General features: G+C 71.6%; 24 protein-coding genes. 4 read left to right on the forward strand and 20 right to left on the reverse strand.

The window, feature by feature from the left end:
• Positions 1–92: 92 nt before the first annotated feature.
• Complete coding sequence (locus C516_RS0111855) at positions 93–719, reverse strand: L-threonylcarbamoyladenylate synthase (RefSeq protein WP_018718611.1); 627 nt, start codon at positions 717–719, stop codon at positions 93–95.
• A gap of 128 nt (positions 720–847) precedes the next feature.
• Between C516_RS0111855 and C516_RS0111860 the strand changes: the two genes are divergently transcribed.
• Genes C516_RS0111860 through C516_RS21405 form a run of 3 tightly spaced genes read left to right on the forward strand, consistent with a single transcriptional unit; the run spans position 848 to position 2,292 of the window.
• On the forward strand, positions 848–1,147 hold the full coding sequence (locus C516_RS0111860) for a YciI family protein (protein WP_018718612.1): 300 nt from the start codon (positions 848–850) through the stop codon (positions 1,145–1,147).
• Complete coding sequence (locus tag C516_RS0111865) at positions 1,144–1,431, forward strand: BolA family protein (protein WP_026321140.1); 288 nt, start codon at positions 1,144–1,146, stop codon at positions 1,429–1,431. Before C516_RS0111860 ends, C516_RS0111865 begins: the two co-directional genes overlap by 4 nt.
• 36 nt (positions 1,432–1,467) lie before the next feature.
• Complete coding sequence (locus C516_RS21405) at positions 1,468–2,292, forward strand: peptidylprolyl isomerase (RefSeq protein ID WP_018718614.1); 825 nt, start codon at positions 1,468–1,470, stop codon at positions 2,290–2,292.
• A 52-nt stretch (positions 2,293–2,344) separates the two neighbouring features.
• Here the strand turns inward: C516_RS21405 and C516_RS0111875 are convergent, their stop codons facing one another.
• The 14 genes from C516_RS0111875 to leuS form a co-directional block, all read right to left on the reverse strand.
• Positions 2,345–2,695, reverse strand: coding sequence for a hypothetical protein (locus C516_RS0111875; RefSeq protein ID WP_018718615.1), 351 nt, complete (start codon positions 2,693–2,695; stop codon positions 2,345–2,347).
• A gap of 134 nt (positions 2,696–2,829) precedes the next feature.
• Complete coding sequence (pmbA, locus tag C516_RS0111880; protein ID WP_018718616.1) at positions 2,830–4,182, reverse strand: metalloprotease PmbA; 1,353 nt, start codon at positions 4,180–4,182, stop codon at positions 2,830–2,832.
• Positions 4,183–4,195: 13 nt separating this feature from the next.
• On the reverse strand, positions 4,196–5,653 hold the full coding sequence (gene tldD, locus C516_RS0111885) for a metalloprotease TldD (RefSeq protein ID WP_018718617.1): 1,458 nt from the start codon (positions 5,651–5,653) through the stop codon (positions 4,196–4,198).
• Positions 5,654–5,712: 59 nt separating this feature from the next.
• The gene (locus C516_RS0111890) at positions 5,713–6,549 is read right to left on the reverse strand and encodes a carbon-nitrogen hydrolase family protein (protein WP_026321143.1); all 837 of its coding nucleotides are present in this window, start codon (positions 6,547–6,549) and stop codon (positions 5,713–5,715) included.
• Positions 6,518–10,276, reverse strand: coding sequence for a YhdP family protein (locus C516_RS0111895; RefSeq protein WP_018718619.1), 3,759 nt, complete (start codon positions 10,274–10,276; stop codon positions 6,518–6,520). The genes C516_RS0111890 and C516_RS0111895 overlap by 32 nt, the downstream gene beginning before the upstream one ends.
• A 45-nt stretch (positions 10,277–10,321) precedes the next feature.
• A complete protein-coding gene (gene rng / locus C516_RS0111900) occupies positions 10,322–11,776 on the reverse strand; it encodes a ribonuclease G (protein WP_018718620.1) in 1,455 nt (484 codons plus the stop codon).
• A gap of 14 nt (positions 11,777–11,790) precedes the next feature.
• Complete coding sequence (locus C516_RS0111905) at positions 11,791–12,396, reverse strand: Maf family protein (protein WP_018718621.1); 606 nt, start codon at positions 12,394–12,396, stop codon at positions 11,791–11,793.
• A 30-nt stretch (positions 12,397–12,426) separates the two neighbouring features.
• Complete coding sequence (rlmH, locus tag C516_RS0111910) at positions 12,427–12,894, reverse strand: 23S rRNA (pseudouridine(1915)-N(3))-methyltransferase RlmH (RefSeq protein ID WP_018718622.1); 468 nt, start codon at positions 12,892–12,894, stop codon at positions 12,427–12,429.
• A gap of 9 nt (positions 12,895–12,903) precedes the next feature.
• Positions 12,904–13,278, reverse strand: coding sequence for a ribosome silencing factor (rsfS, locus tag C516_RS0111915; protein WP_240466082.1), 375 nt, complete (start codon positions 13,276–13,278; stop codon positions 12,904–12,906).
• Between the two features lie 81 nt (positions 13,279–13,359).
• Positions 13,360–14,016 carry a nicotinate-nucleotide adenylyltransferase gene (nadD, locus tag C516_RS0111920; RefSeq protein ID WP_018718624.1) on the reverse strand — a complete coding sequence of 219 codons (657 nt, stop codon included), beginning with the start codon at positions 14,014–14,016 and terminating at the stop codon, positions 13,360–13,362.
• Positions 14,013–15,296, reverse strand: a complete 1,284-nt coding sequence (locus C516_RS0111925) for a glutamate-5-semialdehyde dehydrogenase (RefSeq protein ID WP_018718625.1) — start codon at positions 15,294–15,296, stop codon at positions 14,013–14,015. Before C516_RS0111925 ends, nadD begins: the two co-directional genes overlap by 4 nt.
• A 6-nt stretch (positions 15,297–15,302) precedes the next feature.
• A complete protein-coding gene (holA, locus tag C516_RS0111930) occupies positions 15,303–16,349 on the reverse strand; it encodes a DNA polymerase III subunit delta (protein WP_018718626.1) in 1,047 nt (348 codons plus the stop codon).
• A 2-nt stretch (positions 16,350–16,351) separates the two neighbouring features.
• A complete protein-coding gene (locus tag C516_RS0111935) occupies positions 16,352–16,861 on the reverse strand; it encodes an LPS-assembly lipoprotein LptE (protein ID WP_040409508.1) in 510 nt (169 codons plus the stop codon).
• Positions 16,861–19,311, reverse strand: a complete 2,451-nt coding sequence (leuS, locus tag C516_RS0111940; protein ID WP_018718628.1) for a leucine--tRNA ligase — start codon at positions 19,309–19,311, stop codon at positions 16,861–16,863. Before leuS ends, C516_RS0111935 begins: the two co-directional genes overlap by 1 nt.
• A 155-nt stretch (positions 19,312–19,466) precedes the next feature.
• On the opposite strand from leuS, the gene C516_RS0111945 reads away from it, so the two are divergent.
• Entirely contained in the window at positions 19,467–19,985 is a 519-nt protein-coding gene (locus C516_RS0111945; RefSeq protein ID WP_018718629.1) for a zinc ribbon-containing protein, read from the forward strand.
• A gap of 15 nt (positions 19,986–20,000) precedes the next feature.
• Here the strand turns inward: C516_RS0111945 and lnt are convergent, their stop codons facing one another.
• The 5 genes from lnt to miaB form a co-directional block, all read right to left on the reverse strand.
• Complete coding sequence (lnt, locus tag C516_RS0111950) at positions 20,001–21,506, reverse strand: apolipoprotein N-acyltransferase (protein ID WP_018718630.1); 1,506 nt, start codon at positions 21,504–21,506, stop codon at positions 20,001–20,003.
• A gap of 2 nt (positions 21,507–21,508) precedes the next feature.
• Positions 21,509–22,417, reverse strand: a complete 909-nt coding sequence (locus tag C516_RS0111955) for a CorC family transporter (protein WP_018718631.1) — start codon at positions 22,415–22,417, stop codon at positions 21,509–21,511.
• A gap of 90 nt (positions 22,418–22,507) precedes the next feature.
• Positions 22,508–22,981, reverse strand: a complete 474-nt coding sequence (gene ybeY, locus C516_RS0111960; RefSeq protein ID WP_018718632.1) for an rRNA maturation RNase YbeY — start codon at positions 22,979–22,981, stop codon at positions 22,508–22,510.
• Positions 22,982–23,004: 23 nt separating this feature from the next.
• Entirely contained in the window at positions 23,005–24,000 is a 996-nt protein-coding gene (locus tag C516_RS0111965; RefSeq protein ID WP_018718633.1) for a PhoH family protein, read from the reverse strand.
• 22 nt (positions 24,001–24,022) lie between these two features.
• Positions 24,023–25,390: a tRNA (N6-isopentenyl adenosine(37)-C2)-methylthiotransferase MiaB gene (miaB, locus tag C516_RS0111970; RefSeq protein ID WP_018718634.1), complete on the reverse strand. Its 1,368-nt coding sequence runs from the start codon at positions 25,388–25,390 to the stop codon at positions 24,023–24,025.
• Positions 25,391–25,417: the final 27 nt, after the last annotated feature.

Here is a 25,417-nt window from a genome sequence, read left to right on the forward strand (position 1 = left end):
CGTGGCTAGTCAAACCGCCTCCTCTGTCTCGTGGTCCGTCGCGTCGGGGCGACCATGATAACCGCGCCCGCGCGGGAACGCAGCGTCGGCGCTCAACCGCCCTCGAACAGGCTCGCGTCGCCGGCGCCGCGGCGCACCACCTCCGGCGCCGGCCCGGTGAGATCGACCACCGTGCTCGGCTCCATGCCGCCGGGGCCGCCGTCGACCACCACGTCCACGCGGCTGCCGAGGCGCTCGCGGATGAGTTCGGCGTCGGTCATCGGCAGCTCCTCGCCGGGCAGCAGCAGCGAGGTCGACATCAGCGGCTCGCCGAGCTCGGTGAGGATGGCCTGGGCGACGCGGTGATCCGGCACGCGGATGCCGATGGTCTTGCGTTTGGGGTGCTGCAGCCGCCGCGGGACCTCGCTGGTCGCGGGCAGCACGAAGGTGAAAGGCCCGGGGGTATGGGCCTTGAGCAGCCGGAAGGTGTTGTTGTCCACCCGGGCGTACACGCCAATGTCGGAGAGGTCTCGGCACGCCAGGGTGAAGTTGTGATCGTCGCCGAGCCGGCGGATCTCGCGAATGCGGTCCACGGCATCCTTTTCGCCCATGCGGCAGGCCAGGGCGTAGGTGGAGTCGGTGGGATAGACGATGACGCCGCCCTGGCCCAGCACCTCCACGGTGCGCCGCACCAGGCGCGGCTGCGGGGTCTCGGGGTGGATCTGGAAGAACTGGCTCATCGCGCCTCCTTGTGAGCGTTGCCGGCATGGCCCGGGGCACGGGCCCGGTCCCCGCAGTGTAACGGCACGGCCGCGGGCAGGCGATGTGGTATGGTTCCGGGCATTTCCACCCCGAGCGGAGGGCGGCCATGTACTACGTAATCTACAGCACCGATGTCGAGGACAGCACGGCGGCCCGCGCCAGCGCGCGACCCGACCATCTCGCGCGGCTGGAGGCGCTGCGCGACGAGGGCCGGCTGCTGCTCGCCGGGCCGATGCCCGCCATTGACAGCGAGGATCCGGGGCCCGCGGGCTTCGCCGGCAGCGTGGTGATCGCGGAGTTCGACTCCCTGGACGACGCCCGGCGCTGGGCCGACGACGATCCCTACGTCGCCGCCGGCGTGTACAGCGGTGTCACCGTGCAGCCGTTCAAGCGGGTGCTGCCGTGAGCGCGGAGCGCCAGCGCATGATCGAGGAGCGGCTGCGCGCGGCGATCCAGGTCGAGGCGATCGGCGTGCGCGACGACAGCCACCTGCACGCCGGCCACGCCGGCGCCCGCGCCGGCGGCGGTCACTATCACGTGCACGTGGTGAGCCCGGATTTCGAGGGCCGGGGAACTCTCGCCCGTCACCGCATGGTCTACGCCGCCATGGGGGACGCCATGCGCAATGACGTCATCCACGCCCTGGGCATCACCGCCCTCACCCCGGCGGAGGCCGGGGAGGACGGCTGACGCCCATCCATCCAGTCCCAGCAACCGGGAGAGAGCATGAAAAGACAAATCGTTGCGGGCCTCGGCCTGGCCCTCGCCATCGCGGCGTCCGGGGTTCAGGCCGACGAGCCGGTCGTGAGCGTCAACGGCGACGTGCTCACGCAGACCCAGTTCGACCAGGCCGTCAACCAGAGAACCCGTGGCCAGGGCGGCCAGCTTCCGGAAGGGCGCAAGCAGGCCTTCCTCCAGCAGCTGGTGGACCTCGAGATCCTCGCGCAGAAGGCCGCGGAGCGGGGCGTCGGCGACGACCCGGCGGTTCAGGCCGAGCTCGCCAACACCCGCCGTGCGATCCTCGCGCGGGGGCTGATCGAGCGGATCGCCAAGGAGGACATCGACGAGGACGCGATCAAGGCCGCGTACAAGAAGCAGTACGCCGACAAGGCCAAGGGCAAGGAGTACAAGGCGAGCCACATCCTGGTGAAGGACGAGAAAACCGCCAAGGAGGTCATCGGCAAGCTCGACGACGGTGGCGACTTCGCCGACCTCGCCAAGGAGTACTCCACCGGGCCGACCGGCAAGCGCGGCGGCGATCTCGGCTGGTTCGGGCCCAACCAGATGGTGCCGGCCTTCAGCAAGGCGGTGCAGGCCCTGGAGCCGGGCAACTACACCAGTGAGCCGGTGAAGACGCAGTTCGGCTGGCACGTCATCCGGCTGAGCGACGTCCGCCAGGCGAAGGCGCCGAAGCTCGCTGAGGTGCGGGACCAGATCAAGCAGACGCTCGCCCGCCAGGAGATCCGCAGCCGCCTCGACGAGTGGCGCAAGGACGCCGAGGTCGACTACCAGGCGGACTGGGCCAGGCAGGACGGCAACGGCTCGAAGTAGCCGCCGCCCGCGCGACGGCGGTCACCGGCGCAGCCGGTGGCCGCCGTTTTCGTCAGCTCTGGCCCTGCTCGCCGTCCGCCGCGGCCTCGAGCCGCTCCAGGTGCTTGCGCGCCAGGGTCTGGAAACGCGGGGTCAGACCGGCATCCTCGTAGATGGGATCGCCCTGCTCGTCCTCGGCGACCACGCGGCCGCCCTGCACGTAGGGGAAGGCCGCCTCGATCTCGTCCAGGGCGGTGGAGAGCAGGTCCGTGATGATCTGCTCCTGGGAGCGCCCCGGGTACATCTCCTCCAGGGCCGCCAGCTTGGCGGCATCATGCACAGGCAGCCGCACACAGTAGGCGTTGCGGGTTCTCGGCTCGCTGGCGGACTCCTCCCAGCTCTCCAGCAGATCGCGAAGCTTCACTCGACACCTCATCCAGCCGTTACTACTAATCTTCTCAGAGGTCTTGTCATGCGTCAGAGCGCCACAGCGGCCCGGTGGCGGCGTTGCGCCCACCGAGAACATGGCACCGCACCGGTGCGGATACAAGACCCGCGTTACTCGCCGGCGACGGTCATGCCCTCGACGACCAGCGAACCCGTGCGAATGCTGCCCCGGGTATCGACATCCCGGCCCACAGCGGTGATGTGGCGGAGCATCTCCTTGAGGTTGCCGGCGATGGTGATCTCCTCGACCGGGTAAGCGATCCGCCCGTTCTCGATCCAGAAGCCGCTCGCGCCGCGGGAATAGTCGCCGGTGACGGTATTCACGCCCTGTCCCATGAGCTGGGTGACCAGCAGTCCCTCGCCAACGTCGGCGACGAGCTCGTCCAGGTCCTTCTCGCCGGGGGCGACGCAGAGGTTATGCACGCCGCCGGCGTTGCCGGTGGTCTCCATACCGAGCTTGCGCGCGCTATAGCTGGAGAGCACATAGCCGCGCAGCACACCGTCCACTACCAGCTCGCGATCGCGGGTCGCCACGCCCTCGCCGTCGAACGGCGTGCTGCCGAGCGCCCCCGGGAGATGCGGCCGCTCACTGATCGAGAAGCCGGCGGGGAAGACCTGACGGTCCAGGTGGTCCACCAGGAACGAGGCGCGGCGATAGAGGCTGCCGCCGGAGATCGCGCCGACGAAATGGCCGATCAGCCCCCGCGCTGTGGACGGGTCGAAGATCACTGGCACCTGGCGGGTGCTCAGCCGTCGCGCCCCCAGCCGGGCCACGGTCCGGCGCCCCGCCTGGCGGCCGACCTCGGCCGCCGACTCCAGCCACTCCGGTGCACGCGCCGCGGTGTACCAGAAGTCCCGCTGCATGGCGTCGCCCTCGCGGCCGAGGACCGCGCAGCTGATCGCGTGCTGACTGGCCGGGTAACCGCCGATGAAGCCGTGGCTGTTGCCGTAGACGCGCACGCCCTCGCCGGCGGAGACCTCCGCACCCTCGGAATTGGTCAGCCGCGAATCCACATCGAGCGCCGCACGCTCGGTCTCGCGGGCGAGCTCGATGGCCGCCTCGGCGCTCACGCCCCAGGGGTGGTGGAGCCCCAGGTCCGGGACGTCCCGGGCCAGGAGACCGGCATCGGCGAGGCCGCTGCAGGGGTCCTCGGAGGTATAGCGGGCGATCTCACAGGCGGCGGCCACGGTCTCGTCGATGGCGCCGGCGCTGTAATCCGCGGAGCTCGCCTCGCCCTTGCGCTGACCGAAGTACACGCTCACCGCAAGGCCGCGGTCGCGCATGTGTTCCAGGGTGTCCACCTCGCCCTGGCGCACCTTGACCGACAGCCCCTGACTGGCGTTCGCGGCCACCTCGGCGGCGCTCGCGCCGCGCTGGCGCGCCGTCTCCAGGGCGCGCTCGACCAGTGTCTTCAGCTCCGCCACCGAGGGCAGACCGCGGTTGCAGTCGCGTTCACTGCTCATGGAAGAGGCTCCTTCAGGTCTGGGTTCCGCCCACGGTGAGCGCGTCCACCTTGAGCGTCGGCTGGCCCACGCCCACCGGCACGCTCTGGCCGTCCTTGCCGCAGGTGCCGATACCGCCGTCCAGGGCCAGGTCGTTGCCGACCATGGACACCCGGGTGAGTACGTCGGGGCCATTGCCGATCAGCGTCGCGCCCTTGACCGGGCGGGTGACGCGGCCGTTCTCGATGAGATACGCCTCGCTCGCGGAGAACACGAACTTGCCGGAGGTGATGTCCACCTGGCCGCCGCCGAAGTTCACCGCGTAGAGCCCGCGGTCCACGGAGGCGACGATCTCGCCGGGGTCGTGGGGACCGGCGAGCATGTAGGTGTTGGTCATCCGCGGCATCGGCAGGTGGGCGTAGGACTCGCGCCGGCCGTTGCCCGTGGGCGCCTCGCCCATGAGCCGGGCGTTGAGGCTGTCCTGCATGTAGCCCTTGAGGATGCCGCGCTCGATGAGGACGTTGTAGCCGGTGGGGTTGCCCTCGTCGTCGACGTTCAGAGAGCCGCGCCGCCCCGGCATCGTGCCGTCGTCCACCACGGTGCACAGCGGCGAGGCGACGCGCTCGCCACGGCGGCCGGCGAAGGCCGAGGTGCCCTTGCGGTTGAAGTCCCCCTCCAGGCCGTGCCCCACCGCCTCGTGGAGGAGCACGCCGGGCCAGCCGGGACCGAGCACCACCGGCATGGTCCCCGCCGGCGCCTCCACGGCGTCGAGCTTGAGCAGCGCGAGCCGCACCGCCTCGCGGGCATAGCCGAGGGCCTGGTCGCGCTCGGTGAACACGGCATAGCCGGTGCGCCCGCCGCCGCCGGCCATGCCGCTCTCGCGGCGCTCGCCGTCCGCGGCGATCACACTGACGTTGAGCCGCACCAGCGGGCGCACGTCCGCGGCGAGGCGGCCGTCCGAGCCGGCGACCAGGACCACGTCGTGCACCCCGGAGAGGTTGACGATGACCTGCTCCACCCGCGGGTCCTGGCGCCGGGCCTCGGCGTCGACGCTACGCAGCAGCTCGACCTTCTCGTCCGAGGTAAAGGTCTCCAGCGGGTTCACGGGCTCGTAGAGCGAGCGCCCGCTGGCCGCCTGCCACGCCTGGAGCCGCCCGCTGTCACCGCTGCGGGCGATCGCGCGGGCCGCCCGCGAGGCCTCCAGCAGGGCGGGCATGACGATCTCGTCGGAGTAGGCGAAGCCGGTCTGCTCGCCGCTCATGGCGCGCACACCCACGCCCTGGTCGAGGTTGCGGCTGCCGTCCTTGATGATGCCGTCCTCCAGCACCCACGACTCGTGGCGGCGCTGCTGGAAGTACAGGTCCGAGGCGTCCACGCCGGGGCCCATGAGCTGGCCGAAGACCCGGTCCAGGTCGGACTCGGCGAGGCCCGCGGGCGCGAGCAGGCACTCGCGCGCGAGGCCCAGGTTGCGCTCCATGACTTCGCTCGTCATCGCTTACCTCCGAATGCCGCCGGCCCGTGGCCGGCGTTGTCGTTCCCCGGCGCGGACGGTCAGCACCGCCCCGCCGCGTAGGCTGCCGGACGCCGGTGCTCGAGGGCGGGGATACGCCGGCGCGCGGCCGCCACCGCGTCCGGGTCGAACGCCGCGGTCACCGCCCCGGGTCCCTCGCCCTCGGCGAGCACCACGCCCCAGGGATCGACCACCAGGCTGTGGCCCCAGGTCCGACGGCCGCCGGGATGGGAGCCGACCTGGCCGGGGGCGAGCAGCCACATGCCGTTCTCGATCGCGCGGGCGCGCACCAGCACCGTCCAGTGCGCCTGCCCCGTGGGTACGGTGAAGGCCGAGGGCAGCGCCACCAGCTCGCAGCCGGCATCCGCCAGCCACCGGAAGAGTTCCGGAAACCGGACATCGTAACAGACCGCCAGGCCCAGCCGACCGAGCGGGGTGTCGACCCAGGCCGGGCGGTCGCCGGGCTCGAAGGTCGCGGACTCGCGATACCCCTCGCCGGCACCGAGGTCCACGTCGAAGAGATGGATCTTGTCGTAGCGCGCCCGGCAGTGCCCGGTATCGTCGTACACCAGGCAGGCGGCGCGTACCCGCGCCCCGTCGTCGCCGTGCAGGGGAATGGTGCCCCCCACCAGCCACACGCCGCTGGCCGCGGCGGTGTCGGCGAGCCAGCGCTGGATCGGGCCGTCCCCGGCATCCTCGGCCACGGCGAACTTCGCCTGCGCGTCGGCGCCGAGAAAGGCGAAATTCTCGGGCAGCACCACCAGCCGCGCCCCGGCCGCCGCGGCGTCGGCAACCGCCGCGGCGGCGGCGTGCAGGTTCGCGGCGACATCGTCACCGGAGTTCATCTCAACGAGCGATACTTGCGCTTTCACCGTCATTCAGCCCCCGTCCGGGCGTACTCCTGCTCTGGTTCCCCCTGTCGATCTCCAGGGGCTCGGTCTTCGGGTCGTCGAATGACCCCGTGACCCGGTAACGGTAGCGGTTCAGCCGATCGACGTCGTCACCGAACACCCGCTGGGCGAGGAAGAGGAGAACGGCCCCCGGCGGGCCACCCGCCAGGCCGCCGATCAGCGGCAGTGCGGAGGAGACGCGGGGCGTGACCGTCACCGTCTGGTCGAGACGCTGGGTGACCAGGTTCACCGGCCCGGCGATGTCGATCCGCCCCGCCGGCCCCTCCAGGAAGAACTGCTCCGGCGTGAGCACCCCATCGCTCAGGTTCAGCGCCGCCTTCACCCGGTCGACGGCGAGCCCCTCGTCGGTAACGTCCGAGAAGTCGAGCAGCAGGCGCCGCGGCAGCAGCGGCAGACTGAGCAGCCCGAGCACCCGGCCCGCCCCGGGCTCCACCGAGGGGAGCACCGCATCCTTGACCTCGAAGCCCACGCGCCCATCCATCGTGGCGACCTCCGGCTCCAGAAGCCGGCCCGGCCAGCGCAGGGTCGCATTCAGCCGCCCGGAACCGCCCTCCAGCGCCCCGGGGTAGCCGAGCCGCTCCAGCGCCGCGCCCGCATTGCTGGCCTGGACCTGGACCTTCAGGCGCACCCCATCGGCCCCGCCCTCACCGGTCACGGTCGCCTCCATTACCGGATTTTCGACATGCAGCCGGCGCAGCCGGTTCCCCGCCCCGGGGGGCGCCAGGTCGAGCTCGACGCGGCCGAAGCGGTAGTCACCCACGGTGAGATCACCGACGCGCACCTGCGCCGCCGGCAACCGCTCGACCGTCTCCCGCGGCCCGCCACCGCCCTCTCCTCCGCTGTCGACAGGAGACAGGCGGGCGCGCTCGAGGTTGACGGACAACGGATCACTCCCGTCCGTCGGTGGGATGCGGAGCTCGCCCAGCAGGTCCGGACCGCTGAACGCGACCCGCCAGCCGCGGTCCTCCGGGCGGGCGGATAGATCGACGTCGCGGGCCTGGTAGCCGTCCAGGTGCAGATGGGCGACGCGCAGCGAGACCGTCAGCGGCGACGGCAGGGCCTGGACCCCGGCCGGTGCCGCACCGGCCAGGCCGCCCGGAGCGAGGGTGTCCAGGCTGCCGGTGATACGCGTGCCGGCCTCCGGCAGGGCCGGCACGTCGCCACCACCGAGGGCAATGGCGGCGGTGGTCACGTCGGTGCCGTCCAGCGCCAGGCGCAACGCCGCGCGATCGCCCCAGACGACGGAGACCGGACCGGCGAGGCCATTCCGGCCGGCCGCCGCCTCGGCACGCAGGGCCAGGGCCCCGTCCGCGGCCTTGCCGAAGCCACCGGGCAGATCCACGGCCATGCCGCGCAGATCCGAGCGTACGCTCACGTGCATGTCCCCGTCGCGGCCGTGGGGCGGGAAACCGGGGGCGTCGAGGCTCAGGCGCCAGTCCGCCTCACCCTCCGTCCGCCCGGCGAGCGCCGGCATCCCCGGCAGCAGCTCGGCCACCCCGGCACGCCCTGCGGCGTCGATCATGATGCGCGAGCCGCGACTGTCCAGGCGGGTCTGCGCACTGCTGCGCCAGGGGGCACCGGCGAAGGTCCCGGTGAGCCCGTCCCAGGCGAGGCCGCGCTCGCTGAAGGCAATACGCCCGGCAACGCCGGTCAGCCGGTAGGGCTCGCCATCGAGCGTGACCGTCGCCCCGTCCAGGTCCACGCGGCCGTCGACATCGCCCCGCTCCACCTCCTCGAGGGGCACGTCCAGCTTCAGGGACAGCGGCACCGCCGCATCGCTGACGTGCAGGGCGTCGAACAGCGGCGGGGCGTGCGCGCCCACCGGCGAGTCGCGGAGGAAGTCCAGCATGTCCTCCGCCGGGCCGCGGCTCTCCAGCGAGAGCTGCAGCTGGGCGTGCTTGCCCAGGCGCGGGATGAGCGCCTCGCCGGAGACGAGGTGCGTGCCCTGGTAGGTCCCCGCCTCGGCGGTGACGGTCATGCGGTCGTTGAGGAAGCGCAGGTCGGCGACACCGTCGCCGATCGCCGGCCACTCGGGGTGGAAACTGAAGCGCACGCCCTCGCCGTGGACGCGCACCCGGAACAGCCCCTCGCCGTCGCGGAAGGGCATCGCCCGGAGCGGGCCGTACAGGCGCAGATCGCCGCTGGGCACGCGCCCGTCGACAAAGGCCTGGTCCAGCCAGGCGACGAGCTTGTCGTCCTTCATCACCCGCGCCGGGATGTAGTGGGAGACCCGCGAGACCACGCCGTCGCGCAGGCTGGCGCTCAGGTCGAGGAAGGGGCCGTTCTCCATGCCAAGCCACAAGGCTGCGCCGCCGGTGATCGTCCCGTCCGGCGACTCCCACGCCAGCTCGGGGACGTGGATACGCCACAGGCCGTCCTCGCGGTGGCGCCACTCGCCGCTGACGCGGGCGGCGTCCAGGGGCAGCGGCTCACGGAAGAACGCCGGCAGCCTCAGGGTGCCAGTGCCGGTCCGGAGCTGGAAGCGTCCGCCCTGGTCGGCGGCCACGAACCGCCCGCTGATCCCGCCGATACCCGGCCAGCGTCCGTTGGCGGTCAGGCCGGCGTCCTTCAGGTTGGCGCTGACGCGCCAGTCCGTCCCGGAGAGCGAGGCACGCAGGTCGGTGACCGCACCTTCCCCGGAGAGGGACTCCAGCACCTCTGACAACCGCCCGGGCAGCCCCGGCACTGAGAGCATCAGGGTGCGCAGGGGGCCGACCGCCAGTCGCGGCACGCCCAGCCGCCATTCCCCGGGATCGCGCGCCAGGGCCGCCACCGCCATGACCCCGTCGGTGTCGTCGTGACGCCAACGCCAGTCCCACAGGTCCACGCGCCAACCGTCCCCGGCAGGCTGCCAGCGCGCCTGGCCGGTGAGGCGCTGCACGGCAACGCCGTGCAGGGTCATGTCACTGGCGCGCAGGCGGGCACGGACGTCGCTGATCCGGCCCTCCTCGCGCCATGACCACAGCTCCAGGTCCACCCGGCCACTAAGCCCCTCGGGACGCACCGCCGGCGGCAGCCAGCCGGCAAGCCGCGACAGGCGCGCGGCCCGGGCACGCACGTAGGCCACGCCCTGGCCACCATCCGCGGCACCCTGGTAAGCGATGCGGACGTCTCCCTCGACGATGCCCGGGGCCTGGCCCTCGGCGGCGACGCGCAGCTCACCGTCATCGCGCACCAGGTCGGCACTGACCCCGGTGAGGACGACATTGCGCAACCCGCCGCGGCCGATCAGGCGCACGACCCCGTCGCGCAGTGCGATCCGCGACGGCAGCGCCGCCAGTGGCAGCGACGCGGATTCCGCCGGCGCGAGCCCGCCGCCGGGCTGCTGAACCAGCGTTAGCGCGCTCCCCTCGGCAGTGATGCGGGAGGCACGCAGCGCCCCTTCGGTCAGCGAGCGCCACGGGTCGATGTCGACCGTCACCGCCGGCAGCTCCAGCCGGGTGTCACCGCCGCCGATGCGCACGTCGGTGAAGCGCAGCTCCGGGCGCCAGCCGTTCATGCGGCCGCTGACGCGCCCGACCTCGACCTCACGGCCGAGGGCCTCGCCGGCGAGGCGGGTCAGCGTGTCCTGGTAGCGGTCGACATGGCTGACGGCAAGACGCGCCCCCACCCCCGCGAGCGCGACGAGGCCGAGGACCAGGGCGAGGGTGTAGAGGACGATTCCCGTCAGACGGCGTGGCGGCGTGGTCGGCACGCGGGCGGCTCCCTCCCGGGGCAACGGCGCGCCCGGGGGCGCGCACTACATGAGGACGACGTCGAACTGCTCCTGGGTATAGAGCGGTTCGGCCTGGAACTCGATGGGCTTGCCCACGAATTCCTCCAGCTCGGCGAAGCTGTCGCTCTCCTCGTCGAGCATGAGATCCACCACCTCCTGGGCGGCGAGCACCAGCAGGCGCTGGGCGTCGAACTGCCGCGCCTCGCGCATGATCTCGCGCGCGATCTCGTAGCACACCGTCTCCGGTGTGCGCAGCGTCCCCCGCCCGCCGCAGGTGGTGCACGGCTGGCAGAGCAGGTGCTCCAGCGACTCGCGGGTGCGCTTGCGCGTCATCTCCACGAGTCCGAGCGCGGAGACCCCGCTGATCTGGCTCTTGGCGTGGTCGCGCTCCAGCGCCTTCTCCAGCGCGCGCAGCACCTGGCGGCGGTGCTCCGACTCCTCCATGTCGATGAAGTCGATGATGATGATACCGCCGAGATTGCGCAGCCGCAGCTGGCGCGCGATGGCCTGGGCCGCCTCGAGGTTGGTCTTGAAGATCGTCTCCTCGAGGGTGCGGTGGCCCACGTAGCCGCCGGTGTTCACGTCGATGGTGGTCATCGCCTCGGTCTGGTCGATGATGAGGTAACCACCGGACTTGAGATTCACCCGCCGGTCCAGCGCCTTCTGGATCTCGTCCTCGATGCTGTAGAGATCGAAGATCGGCCGCTCGCCCGGATAGTATTCGATATACGGGGCAATTTCGGGAAGGAACTGGCGCGCAAAACCGACGACCTTGTCGTAGTTCTCCCGTGAATCGATTCGCACCCGGTCGACCTGGTCGACGAGCAGATCACGCAGCGCGCGCAGCACCAGCGGCAGATCGGCATGCACCAGCGAGCCGGGCTGGGCGGCGGCGGCGCGCAGGCGGATCGAGCGCCACAACCGGCGCAGGAAGTCGAGATCCCGGGCGAGGTCGGCCTCGTCCACACCCTCCGCGGCGGTGCGCAGGATGACGCCGGCGACGTCCTCGCCCTCCCCCTCGGCGACGAAACGCTCGCCGAGCTCACGCAGCCGGGCGCGCTCGCCGTCGTCCTCGATGCGTGCGGAGATGCCCACGGTCGGGTTGCCTGGCAGCAGCACCATGTAGCGCGAGGGCACGGTGATGTGGGTCGTCAGCCGCGCGCCCTTGGTGCCGATGGGGTCCTTGATCACCTGCACGAGCACGGACTGCTGCTCCTTGAGCAGCCGGGTGATCTCCGGCACCCGCGGCGCCTCCGCCAGGGCCTCGTCGGCATGGGCGATGTCGGAGGCATGGAGGAAGGCGGTGCGCTCCAGGCCGGCGTCGATGAACGCCGCCTGCATCCCCGGCAGCACCCGGGAAACCGCCCCCTTGTAGATGTTGCCCACCAGCCCGCGCTTGCGGGCACGCTCGATGTGCAGCTCCTGGAGCGAACCGTTCTCCACCAGCGCCACCCGCGTCTCCCGCGGGGTGATGTTCATGAGCAGTTCCTGGCTCACGGGCGGCGCCAGTTGGCCAGGTAGTCGATCCCGAACTCGCCGAGCAGATCGCCGGTCTCGAACAGCGGCAGCCCCATGACCCCGGAGTAGCTGCCGTCGATGTGCTCCACGAACACCGCGCCCCGACCCTGGATGGCATAGGCCCCGGCCTTGTCCGCCGGCTCACCGCTCGCCCAGTAGGCGTTGCGCTCGTCGTCGGCGATCGAGCGCAGGGTCACGTGGGTGACGGACAGCCGCGTCGCCTCCTCATCGGTGCCGACCAGCGCGACCCCGGTGAGCACCCGGTGACACTGCCCGGAGAGGCGTTCGAGCATGTCCATCGCCTCGGCCTCGTCCCGCGGCTTGCCGAAGACCTCGCCGTCGAGCACCACCACGGTGTCGGCTCCGAGCACGGGCCGGTCACCGGAGACATTGGCCCGTCCCGCGCGCGCCTTCTCCAGGGCCAGGCGGATGACGAAGACCTCCGGGCTCTCGCCGGGCTCCAGGGTCTCCTCCGCGTCCTGGGAGACGCTCGCGAACCGCACGCCGAGCTGCTCGAGCAGCTCGCGGCGGCGCGGGGATTGCGACGCGAGATAGATGTCTACATCAGCCTGCGGGTCCATACCCAGTCCTCTCGGGTTGTGCGCGCGGGTTCAGTCTCGATGATAGGGATGATTGCTGAGAACCGTCCAGGCGCGGTAGAGCTGCTCTGCCAGGATCACCCGCACCAGCATGTGGGGGAAGGTCAGCGCCGAAAGCGACCACACCAGCCCGGCACGCTGCCGGCACTCGCGCGCGAGCCCGTCCGCGCCGCCGATCAGGAAGGCGACGTCGTCGCCGTCCATCCGCCATTCGTCCAGGTGCGTCGCCAGCGCCGCGGTGGTCAGCGACCGCCCGCCCTCGTCCAGGGCGACGATGCGCGCCCCCTTCGCCGCGGCGAGCAGGCGTTCGCCCTCCTCCGCGGTGGCGCGGGCCGTGTCGCCGCCCCGCCGGGCGCGGCTCGCGGGGATCTCGACGATCTCCAGCGGCAGCTCCCGGGGCATGCGCCGGGTGAACTCCTCCACCCCCGTCGCCACCCAGCCGGGCATGCGCTGGCCCACGGCGGCGATGCGCAGCCTCATGCCGCGCCGTCACTCGCCCTGGCCGGCGCCGTCGGCCTCGTCCGCGTCGTCCACCGCCCAGATGTTCTCCAGGCGGTAGAAGTCACGCACGTCGGCAAGCATGACGTGCACCACGGCCTCGCCGAGATCGACCAGGATCCAGCCCGAGGTCTCATCGCCCTCCCGGCCCAGGGGATCGTGGCCCGCCTCGCGGGCGCGTTCGACCACGCGGTCGGCGATGCTCTTGAGGTGGCGGCGGGAGGAGCCGCTGGCGAAGACCATGAAGTCCGTGATTGCGGTGCGCCCGCGCACGTCTAACACGCGGACATCCTCCGCCTTCATGTCCTCCGCCGCATCCACGACCAGGTCGCGGACCGCCTCGGGTTCCATCGTCTGATTGGACATGGCCTTCTCGTTGCTCATCGTTGCGGAAACGGTGCATCGCGCCTCACGCGCCACGCACCCCTCGGTGCCCCGGAAGAGGCACTAGACCTGGGGATAACCATACCAGCCGTTCTCGGCGATCAGCCGCCATGCGGGCTCGGGCATCAGACAGCGCGCGGACTCGCCGCAGGCGAGCAGCCGGCGCACGCCGGTCGCGGAGATGTCGAGCTGGGTGACCGGCATGAACAGGATCCGCCCCGCGGGGGCGTCGCGCAGCGCCGATGCCGAATCCGCGCGGCGCGCCATCGCCCACTCGCCGAACCCGCCCCCGAGCCGCGTCGGGTGACCGGGGCGCTCCATCACCACCAGGTGGGCGTAGTCGGTGAGCGCCTCCCAGCGGTACCAGCGCGGCAGCCCGAGGAAGGCATCACTGCCCAGCGCGAAGCACAGGGGACGCTCGCCGATCTCCTCGCGCAGGGTGCGCAGGGTGTCCACGGTGTAGGACGGACCACCGCGGTGGAGCTCGCGGTCGTCCACGCGCAGCCCCGGCATCGCCCGCACCGCCTCGGTGAGCACCTCCAGGCGCCGGTGCGGGGAGACCCGCGGCGGCGGGCGGTGGGGCGGGATGCGTCCGGGCACCAGGCGCAGCTCGGCGAGGTTGAGCGCCTCGAGCAGCTCCACCGCCGGCCGCAGGTGGCCGTAATGCACCGGGTCGAAGGTCCCCCCGAGGATGCCCAGGGGCGCGCGGCCCGGGATCATTCGCGGATGTGACCGTCGCCGAAGACCACGTACTTCTCCGTCGTAAGCCCCTCCAGCCCCACCGGTCCGCGGGCATGGAGCTTGTCGGTACTGATGCCGATCTCTGCGCCGAGCCCGTACTCGCCGCCGTCGGCGAAACGGGTCGAGGCGTTGACCATCACCGATGCCGAGTCCACCTCGCGGAGGAAGCGCTGGGCGTGGCTCCAGTGCTCGGTAACGATGGCGTCGGTGTGGTGGGAGCCGTAGCGCTCGATGTGCTCGATGGCGGCATCCAGGTCGTCGACGACGCGCACGGCGAGGACCGGCGCGAGGTATTCCGTGGCCCAATCCTGCTCGGTTGCCCCGGCCATCGCGGGGACCGCGGCGCGGGCACGCTCGCAGCCGCGCAGTTCCACGCCGGCCTCGCCGAAACGCGCAGCCAGCCCCGGCAGCAGCGTACCGGCGACGGCCTGGTGGACCAGCAGGGTCTCCATGGTGTTGCAGGTGCCGTAGCGCTGGGTCTTGGCGTTAAAGGCGACACGGTCGGCCTTGGCGAGGTCGGCATGCTCGTCCACGTATACGTGGCAGACGCCGTCCAGGTGCTTGATCATTGGCACCGTGGCGTCGCGCATGATGCGCGCGATCAGCCCCTTGCCGCCCCGCGGCACGAGCACGTCGACGTACTCGTCCATGGTGATGAGCGCGCCCACGGCGGCGCGGTCGGTGGTGGTCACCACCTGCACCGCGGTCTCGGGCAGCCCGGCGGCGGCAAGCCCCTCGCCGATGCACGCGGCGATGGCCCGGTTGGAGTGGATCGCCTCGGAGCCGCCGCGGAGAATCACGGCGTTGCCGGACTTCAGGCACAGGCCGGCGGCGTCGGCGGTCACGTTGGGGCGCGACTCGTAGATGATGCCGACCACGCCGAGGGGCACGCGCATCTTACCCACCCGGATCCCGGAGGGCATGCTGTTGACCTCGCGCATCGCGCCTACCGGGTCCGGCAGCGCCGCGATGTGGCGCAGGCCGGCGGCCATGTCCGCGATGCGCGCGTCGGTGAGCTCCAGCCGGTCCAGGAGTGCGGCGTCCAGGCCCGCCGTCCGGCCCGCCTCCAGGTCCTTCGCGTTCTCGGCGCGCAGCTGCGGGGCCGCGGCCTCGATGGCGTCCGCGGTCGCCTGCAGGGCGTGGTTGCGCGGCCCCGGCTCCACCCGGGCGAGCGCCCGGCCGGCCTCGCGGGCCGCCCGGCCAAGGCCGGTCATGTACGCATCGATGTCGAGATCCGTTCGCTCCGCGCTTGCACTCATCGCTGGTCATCCGCTCCGGGCACCGGCGCGACCCGCACCGGCGGCCAATCGTGTCATCTCGCTGGCCAAGTGTAACAGTTCGTCCCACGGCCGGCCCCGGGCCGCGCCCTTGATCACCCGGTCGACCCGCGCGGCGTCCACCAGCAGCGCCTGCCAGCGCGAGGCGGGCACCGCCCCGGCGAGCTGCCAGAGGGGACGCTGTTCCGCCTTGCGGATGCGGTGACGCCGGAACACGGCGTCCGGCGACTCCCGGCGGCTGGCATGCGCGGCACGCAGCTCCAGCAGCACGCGCAGCATCCGCGCGAGCACGCCGAGCACCAGCACCGGCTCGTCATCCTCCTCGCGCAGGCCGTCGGTGATCCGCCACACCCGGGCGAGGTCGCCGGCGGCCACCGCCCGCGGCAGGTCGAAGGTGACGAAGCGGGCGCTGTCGCCCACCGCCTCCCGCACCTCGGCGGCACCGATGCGCCCGCCGTCGTAGAGCAGCGAAAGCTTGTCCACCTCCTGCGCGGCGGCGAGGAGATTGCCCTCGGCCCGCTCGGCGAGCAGCGCCAGCGCCTCCTCGTCCGCCTCCAGGCCCCGGGCACGCAGCCGCCGGGCGAGCCAGCCGGGAAGCTGGCCGGCGGCGACCGGCCACGCATGCACGTGGACCCCGGCACCGGCGAGGGCCTTCACCCAGGCGCTGCTGCGCTGGCGCGCGTCGATGCCGGCGGCCGCCACGACCAGCAGCGTATCCGCCGGCGGATCGCCGGCATACTCCTTGAGTGCGGCACCGCCGTCACGGCCGACCTTGCCGTCCGGGCAGCGCAGCTCCACCAGCCGGCGGCTGCTGAACAGCGACAGGCTGCGGGCGGCCTCGCGCAGACGCCCCCAGTCGAAACCGGCCTCGACCTGGAGCACCTCGCGCTCGTCGAAGCCGGCCGCGCGGGCGGCCTCGCGGATCTGCGACAGGGATTCCTCGACGAGCAGGGGCTCGTCGCCGGTGAGCAGGTACACCGGCGCGAGCCCGGCGCTCAGCTGGCGGGGGAGCTGCTCCGGGCGCAGCTCGGCCATAGTCAGGGCTGCCCCTGCTCCGGCGATGCCGCGGCCAGTCGCGCGAGCATCAGCCGGACCGCCTCCACGCGCAGGCTCTCCACCAGGCGGTTGCGGCGCGACTGCTCGGCGAGCGCATCGTTGCCGTCGGCGCGGTAGGTGCCGTCGGTGGTGGCCACCATGGAGCGCGGCGGGGTGTCGCTGCCCGGTGTGCCGATGCGGTAGCTCAGGCGGTAGGTGAGCTCGTACTCCTCCGCCCGGCCACGGTCGTCCTTGGCGAGCACGCGGCGGTTCTGGTTCTCGGAGACGAGCTCCAGGCTCTGCTCGCCCGCGCCCTCGGCCACCATCCGGCCGCCGAGGGCGTTGAGCTCGCGGCGGACCACGCGCTCCAGCGTCGACAGCCCGTTGGGTGCGGTCACCGCGACCGCCCGTCCGGACAGTCCTTCCATGCCCGCACCGCGCAGCTGCCAGCCACAGCCGGCAACGATCACGGCAGCCAGGCAGACGGTGAGCGCTCGGGTGAATGCACGCATCATTTCGCCACCACGTTGACCAGGCGGCCCGGGACGACGATGACCTTGCGCACCGTCTTGCCCTCGGTGAACCGCTGCACGTTCTCGTCGGCGAGCGCCGCGGACTCGATGGTGTCGTTGTCCGCGTCCGCCGCCACGTCGATACGGCTGCGCAGCTTGCCGTTGACCTGGACCACCAGCTCGACGGTCTCGCGGGTCAGGGCCGCCTCGTCCACCGCCGGCCAGGGGCGGTCGACGATGGCATCCTCGTGGCCGAGGACCTGCCACAGCCGGTGGGTGATGTGGGGCACGATGGGCGCGAGGATCAGCAGGGTGATCTCCAGCGCCTCCTGGCGCACGGCCCGGGCCCCGTCGCCGTCCGCCTGGAAACGTCCGACGTCGTTGGTCAGCTCCATCACCGCGGCGATGGCGGTGTTGAAGGTGAAACGCCGGCCCATGTCGTCGCCGGCCTTGCGCAGGGTCTCGTGGACCTTGCGGCGCATGGCGCGCTCGTCGTCGTCCAGGGCCTGCGGGTCCAGCGCCGGTGCCGGGCCCTCCGCCGCGTGGGCGGCGACGAGGTTCCACAGCCGGCGCAGAAAGCGCGACGCCCCCTCGACACCGGAGTCCGACCATTCCAGGGACTGCTCCGGCGGCGCGGCGAACATCGTGAACAGCCGCACGGTGTCGGCACCGAAGCGGTCCACCAGGGCCTGCGGGTCCACCGTGTTGCCCTTGGACTTGGACATCTTCGCGCCGTCCTTGAGCACCATGCCCTGGGTGAGCAGGTTGGTGAACGGCTCGTCCGAGTTCACCAGGCCCTCGTCGCGCATCAGCTTGTGGTAGAAACGCGCGTAGAGCAGGTGGAGGATGGCGTGCTCGATGCCGCCGATGTACTGGTTCACCGGGGTCCAGTAGTCGGCACGCTCGTCGAGCATGGCAGTGTCGCTGTCCGCGCAGGCGAAGCGGGCGTAGTACCAGCTCGACTCCATGAAGGTGTCGAAGGTGTCGGTCTCGCGCTCGGCCTCGGCGCCACAGCGGGGGCAGGCGGTACGGTAGAACTCCGGCATGCGCTTGAGCGGCGAGCCGCCGGCCTCGATGGTGACCTCCTCGGGCAGCACCACGGGCAGGTCCTCGTCCGGCACCGGCACGTCACCGCAGTCCGGGCAGTTGATCATGGGGATCGGCGCGCCCCAGTAGCGCTGGCGCGAGACGCCCCAGTCGCGCAGGCGGTAGTTCACCCGGCGGCGCCCGCGGCCGCCGGCCTCGAAATGCGCCGCCAGCCGCTCGAAGGCGTCGTCGGAGGACAGGCCGGTGTAGTCGCCGGAGTTCACCAGGGTCCCCCGGGCGGTGACCGCGCCCTCGCCGACGTCGCCGCCCTCGCCCTCCGGCTCGATCACCTGACGGATCGGCAGCTCGTAGGCGCGGGCGAACTCCCAGTCGCGCTGGTCGTGGGCCGGCACCGCCATGACCGCGCCGGAGCCGTACTCCATGAGCACGAAGTTGGCGACGTAGATGGGCAGCGCCTCGCCGGTGAGCGGGTGACGGGCGCGCAGGCCGGTGTCCATGCCGCGCTTGTCCATGGTCGCCACGTCCGCCTCGGAGACCGTGGTGTGGCGGCATTCCTCGACGAAGGCGGCGAGCTCCGGGTTGCCCGCCGCCGCCTCGGCGGCCAGCGGGTGCTCGGCGGCGAGCCCCATGTAGGTGACACCGTAGAGGGTGTCCGGCCGGGTGGTGAACACGTGCAGCGGCTCGTCGTGGCCGATGACCTCGAAGGCCAGCTCCAGGCCCTCGGAGCGCCCGATCCAGTTGCGCTGCATGGTGCGCACCTGATCCGGCCAGCCCGGCATGGCGTCGAGGGCGTCAAGGAGCTCGTCGGCATAGTCGGTGATGCGCAGGAACCACTGCGGGATGGCGCGGCGCTCCACCGGCGCGCCGGATCGCCAGCCGCGGCCGTCGATGACCTGCTCGTTGGCCAGCACGGTCTGATCCACCGGGTCCCAGTTCACCGTGGCCGTCTTCTTGTAGGCCAGCCCCTTCTCGTAGAGGCGGGTGAACAGCCACTGCTCCCAGTGGTAATACGAGGGGTCGCAGGTGGCGAACTCGCGGGACCAGTCGTAACCGAAGCCCAGGCGCCGGAGCTGGCCGCGCATGTGCTCGATGTTCTCGCGGGTCCACTGCGCCGGCGGCACCCGGTTCTGCATCGCCGCGTTCTCGGCGGGCAGGCCGAAGGCGTCCCAGCCCATGGGCTGGAGGACGTTGCGGCCCTGCATGCGCTGGTAGCGGGCGACCACGTCGCCGATGGTGTAGTTGCGCACGTGCCCCATGTGCAGCTTGCCGCTGGGATAGGGGAACATGCACAGGCAGTAGTAGGTCTCCGCCCCGGGCCGCTCGACGGCCCTGAACGACTCGTGGCGCTCCCAGTACTGCTGGGCCTCGGCCTCGACCACCTCCGGCTGGTATTGCTCTTCCATTTGGGCTCGTTCGATCCAGTGGGTCTGTTCGGTTGGGCCGCCGCGACCGGCGCCCGGCTAAAGCGCAGAGGATACCGTGACCCGCGAGGGGTTTGCACCAGTCGCCGCGAACGGCATATTGACGGATCATCTCCATACGACGGCGAGGAACGCTGATGAGCGACGACAAGCACGAGCGCGAACTGCGCGGCTACGAACGCATGCTCGAACGCCTGCGCGACCGACTGGACACGGCGGAGAAGGAGCTCGGCCCGCATGTTCGCGAGGCGCTGGAGCACGCCCGCGACCGCGCCGTGGAGCTCGGCGAGCTCACCCGCGAGGAAGCGGACCGGGTGGCGGAATGGCTGCGTCGCGACCTCGAGGAGGCCGCCGACTACACCGCGCGCAACAACCGGGATCTGAGCGCCTGGCTGCACATGGACGTCCAGCTCATCGAGAACTGGCTGCTCGACCGTTTCACCTCCGTGGCGGACCGTACCCGGCTGGAATGGCTGGAGTTCCAGCAGTTCCTGGAGCGGGCCTCGGAGTATCACACCGGCGAGATCGCCGGCCCCGGGCGCCTGCGCTGCCAGGCCTGCGGCGAGCACCTGACCTTCACCCGCCCCGGCCACATCCCGCCCTGCCCCAAGTGCCGGGGCACGGTGTTCGTGCGCGCCAGCGCCGACGCCGCCTGAGCCGCCGCGGGGATCTCAGTCCGCGCGCCGGCGGGGCGCGCGGGCGAGCCCCGCGGCGAGCACCAGCACCGCCAGCACGAGTGCGACCGCCGGCACGTCGCGGTAGACGACGTAGGGCGTCTCCCCCCGGCGCGGGCGCACCGAGGCCTCCAGCACCGTGCGCTCGAACTGCGGCGCCTGCGCCCGGATCGTGCCGTCGGCGCCGATCACGGCGGTGATCCCGGTGTTGGTGGCACGCAGCATCTCCCGGCCGGTCTCCAGCGCGCGCATGCGCGCCATCTCCAGGTGCTGGTGGGGCGCGGCGGAGTCGCCGAACCAGCCGTCGTTGCTGACGTTGAGCAGGACCTGCGCCTGCGGCAGGGCATCGGCGATGAGCGGGCCGAAGGTGACCTCGTAGCACACGGAGGCGCCGATGGTGACCCCGTCGACGGTGAGCGGCGCCGGCTCGGTGCCGGCGCTGAAGTCCCCCAGGGGCGCGCCGATGAAGTCCAGCGCACCGCCGAGCCAGTCCCGGAAGGGGACGTATTCGCCGAACGGCACCAGGTGGCGCTTGAAGTAGCCGGTGGCCGGCCCCTGGCCGAGCACCACCACCGCGTTGTAGGCGCCGCCGTCCGCGCCCCTCGCGGGCACGCCCGTGACGATATGGCTGCCGGCGTCCGCCGCCTCCTCCGCCAGCGGGTCGAGGAAGTTCTCCGCCACCGCGTCGTAGAACGCGGGCACCGCCGCCTCCGGCCAGACGATCAGCGGTGTCCCGTAATGCCGGCGGCTCGCCTGTGCATAGTAGCGCAGGGTGTCGACGCGGTTGTCCACCAGCCACTTCTTGTCCTGCGGGACGTTCCCCTGAACCAGTGCGACGTCCATCGCCGGGCCCGCGGGTCGGCTCCAGTGCACGCCCCAGAGCGCGCCGCTGGCGAGATAGGCAGCGATCAGCGCCGCCGCGACGCCCAGCCGCCGCGCATCCGGGCGCAGTGCCAGCCAGGCGAGACCGCCGGCGGGGGCGCACACCAGCACACCGACGCCGTAGAGGCCCAGCACCGGGGCCAGCGCACCGGGGGGCAGGTCCACCTGGGTATAGCCGACGGCGAGCCAGGTCGCGCCGGTGAACAACCAGCTGCGCACCCACTCGACCAGCAGCCAGGCGGCGGGCAGGGCCGCCAGGGTGGTTACCCCCCGGCGCCCGGCACCCACCCAGCGGCCCAGCATCAGCGCGGCCAGGGGATAGAGCGCGAACAGCGCGATCATCAGCGGCGTCACCGCGCTGGCGGCGAGGGGGCCGCCGCCGTAGCGGCTGATGCTGATGAAGATCCAGTACACGCCGGCCCCGGCGTAGCCGAGGCCGAAGAGGTAGGCACCGAGGGCCGCACGGCGGCGCGGGGCCGCGGCGACCTGGGCGAAGGCCACCGCCAGCGCCGGCGGCACGATCCAGCCGTGGCCGTACGGGGCGAAGCCCAGCGCCATGGCGAGTCCGGCCAGCAGGGCGAGGAACGGGCCCGCCCGGCCCGCGAGCACACGTACCGGCATGGTCAGCCGGCCTGGGAGTGGTCGTCGTCCTCCACCGCGACCGCCACCGGGAAGCGACTGACGCGGAGCAGGTAGATCCGGCGGCTGTCGGCGCGCACGACCTCGAAACGGCAGCCGCCGAGCTCCAGCGCCTCGCCCCGCCGGGGGACATGGCCGAAGCCGTTGGCCACCAGCCCGCCGACGGTGTCGAACTCCTCGTCGCTGAAGTCGGTGCCGAAGTTCTCGTTGAATTCGTCGATGGGCGTGAGCGCCTTGACCACGAACTCGCCGTCGTCGCCGCGGGAGAGGATCCAGCCGTCGTCCTCGTCGTCGTGTTCGTCGTCGATCTCGCCGACGATCTGCTCGATGACGTCCTCGATGGTCACGATGCCGGCGAGGCCGCCGTACTCGTCGACCACCACCGCCAGGTGGTTGCGGCTGTCCTGGAAGAGCTTGAGCAGCGCGTCCAGCCGCTTGCTCTCGGGGATGAACAGCGCGGGACGCAGCAGCTCGCGCAGGTTGAACTCGCGCTGGGTGTCCGGATCGAGATAGCGCAGCAGATCCTTGGCGATGAGGATGCCGATGACGTCGTCGCGGCTCTCCCCGGTCACCGGGAAGCGCGAATGCCCCGTCTCGACGATGGTGGGCATCAGGTCCCAGACCCGGTCGCTGCGCTGGAGCACCGCCACCTGGGAGCGCGGGATCATGATGTCGCGGGCCTGCAGCTCGGAGACGTGGAGCACGCCCTCGATCATCGCCAGGGCGTCGTGGTCCAGGATCTCGCGCTCGGTGGCCTGGCGCAGCACCTCGACGAGATCCTCGCGGTCGCGGGGCTCGCCGGAAAGTGCCTGGCCGATACGCTCGAGCCAGCTACGGTGATGGCCGTTGTGCGATTGGCTACTGCTGCTACTGCCTGATCGGTCCTCGTTCATCAAGCTCTCGATGGTTGCCTCGGAAAGCGCCGGATGCGTTGATTGGTTAGCGGGCCCACCGGCCGGCTAACCGATCCACGCCGGGCCCGGCTAACCGCCTTCCGGCACCTCCACGGACTCTGCGTAGGGATCGGGGAAACCCAGGGCGGCGAGCACGGTGCGCTCCTCCGCCTCCATGAGCTCGGCCTCGTCGTCCTCGATGTGGTCGTGGCCGAGCAGATGCAGGATGCCATGGACCACCATGTGCGCCCAGTGCGCCCGCGCGGGCTTGCCCTGCTCCGCGGCCTCGCGCTCGACCACCGGCGCGCAGATCACGAGATCGCCGAGCATGGGCAGGTCCACGCCCTCGGGCAGCCCGGCGGGGAAGGAAAGGACGTTGGTCGCGTAGTCGCGGCCCCGGTAGGTGGCGTTGAGCTCGCGGCCCTCCGGCTCGTCGACGATGCGCACGCTCACCTCCGCCTCCAGCCGACGGCCGGCCAGCGCGGCCTCGACCCAGCGTCTGAAGTCGTCGTCGTCGGGGACCTCCGCCACTGCGGAGGCGAGCTGTATGTCCGTATCGATCATCGGGGCACCCACCCTGGACCCGTTCAGTGCGCGGCCTCGCCGCCGTCACCGGAGCGGGCATCGTAGGCCTGCACGATCCGTTGTACCAGATCATGGCGCACGACGTCGCGCGCACCGAAGAACGTGAAGCTCACCCCGGTAACGCCCCGGAGGACGTCGATGGCGTCGCGCAGCCCGGAGGTCTTGCCCGGCGGCAGGTCCACCTGGGTGACGTCGCCGGTGACCACGGCGGTGGAGCCGAAGCCGATGCGGGTGAGGAACATCTTCATCTGCTCGACGGTGGTGTTCTGGGCCTCGTCGAGGATGATGAAGGCGTTGTTGAGCGTGCGCCCGCGCATGTACGCCAGCGGGGCCACCTCGATGACGTTGCGCTCGATGAGCTTGTTCACCCGCTCGAAGCCGAGCATCTCGAAGAGCGCGTCGTAGAGCGGGCGCAGGTACGGGTCCACCTTCTGGGCGAGGTCGCCGGGCAGGAAGCCCAGCCGCTCGCCGGCCTCCACCGCCGGGCGCACCAGCACCAGGCGCTGGACCAGGTCGCGCTCCAGCGCGTCCACGGCGCAGGCCACGGCGAGGTAGGTCTTGCCCGTACCCGCGGGACCGACGCCGAAGTTGAGGTCGTGGGTGATGACGCTGTGCAGGTAGCGGCGCTGGTTCGGGCCGCGCCCGCGCACCTGGCCCTTGCGGGTGTGGATGACCACGTCGTCGCCGGCGGCGCCTTCACTGGCCTCGGGCTCCGTGCGCGCCTCCACGTCCGCCTTCTGCAGGTAGAGGTGGACGTTCTCCGGGCTGAGCGGGCCCTCGCCGGAGGCGTCGTAGAGGGCCTGCAGCACCCGGCTCGCCGCCAGCGCGGCGCTGTCCTCGCCGATGATGCGGAAGCGGTGGCCGCGGTTGCTGATCTCCACGCCGAGCCGGCGCTCGACCTGGCGGATGTGCTCGTCGAACTGTCCGCACAGGCTCGCCAGTCGCTCGTTGTCCGGGGGGTCCAGGGTGAAGTCGATGGCCTCGGGGGTGTCAGTCACTATGCGTTCGCCCTCGCTGCGATCAGGCACTGGCGGCGGCCAGTCCGGGCTCGAGGGCCTCGTCGAAGCCGACGAACTCGCCGCGCAGGGAATTGGCCAGGGCCTCGGTGATGCGCACGCGCGCGAACCGGCCGATCAGCCGCTGCGGCCCCGGGAAGTTGACCACACGGTTGTTCTCCGTGCGCCCCGCCACCTCGCTGGCGTCCTTCTTGGAGACGCCGTCGACCAGCACGGTCTCCACCGTGCCGACCATCGCTTCGCTGATGCGCCGGGCGTTGTCGTTGAGCAGGGCCTGCATGCGCTGCAGCCGCTCCTTCTTCTCCGCCATGGGCGTGGCGTCGGGGAGCTGGGCGGCCGGCGTGCCCGGGCGCTTGGAGAACACGAAGCTGAAGGACTGGTCGAAGCCCACCTGCTCGATGAGGTCCATGGTGTCCTCGAAGTCCTGGCGCATCTCGCCGGGGAAGCCGACGATGAAGTCCGAGGACATCACCAGGTCCGGGCGCGCCTCGCGCAGCCGGGCGGCGAGATCGAGGAAATCGTCCCGGGTGTGGTTGCGCTTCATCAGCCGCAGGACGTTGTCGGAGCCGCTCTGCACCGGCAGGTGCAGGTGGCCGACCAGCTCCGGGACCTCCGCGTAGGCCTCGATCAGCGCATCGTTGAAATCCAGCGGATGGGACGTCGTGAAGCGGATGCGGTCGATGCCGTCGATGGCGGCGATGTAGTGGATCAGCAGCGCCAGGTCCGCCGGCGTGCCGTCGTCCATCGCGCCGGCGTAGCCGTTGACGTTCTGCCCCAGCAGGGTGACCTCGCGCACGCCCTGCTCGGCGAGCTCCGCGCACTCGCCGAGGATGTCCTCGAACGGGCGCGAGATCTCCTCACCGCGGGTGTAGGGCACCACGCAGAAGCTGCAGTACTTGCTGCAGCCCTCCATGATCGAGACGAAGGCGGTCGGCCCCTCGGCCCGGGGCTCGGGCAGGCGGTCGAACTTCTCGATCTCCGGGAAGCTGACGTCCACCACCGTGCGCTGCGCCCCGCCCGCGCGGTCCACCATATCCGGCAGGCGGTGCAGGGTCTGGGGCCCGAAGACCATGTCCACGTAGGGCGCGCGCTCGGCGATGGCCGCGCCCTCCTGGCTCGCCACGCAGCCGCCGACGCCGATCATCAGCCCCGGGCGCTCGGCCTTGAGCGCCTTCCAGCGCCCGAGCTGCGAGAACACCTTCTCCTGCGCCTTCTCGCGCACGGAGCAGGTATTGAGCAGGATGAGGTCCGCCTCCTCGGCGGTACGCACGCGCTCGTAGCCGCGCTCGGCACCGAGCACCTCCGCCATCTTCGCGGAGTCGTACTCGTTCATCTGACAGCCGTGGGTGTGTACGTAGACCTTGGGCGCCATAAACCTCGTCACTGAATGCGCTATGCG

This window comes from Arhodomonas aquaeolei DSM 8974 (assembly GCF_000374645.1).
Taxonomy (GTDB): domain Bacteria; phylum Pseudomonadota; class Gammaproteobacteria; order Nitrococcales; family Nitrococcaceae; genus Arhodomonas; species Arhodomonas aquaeolei.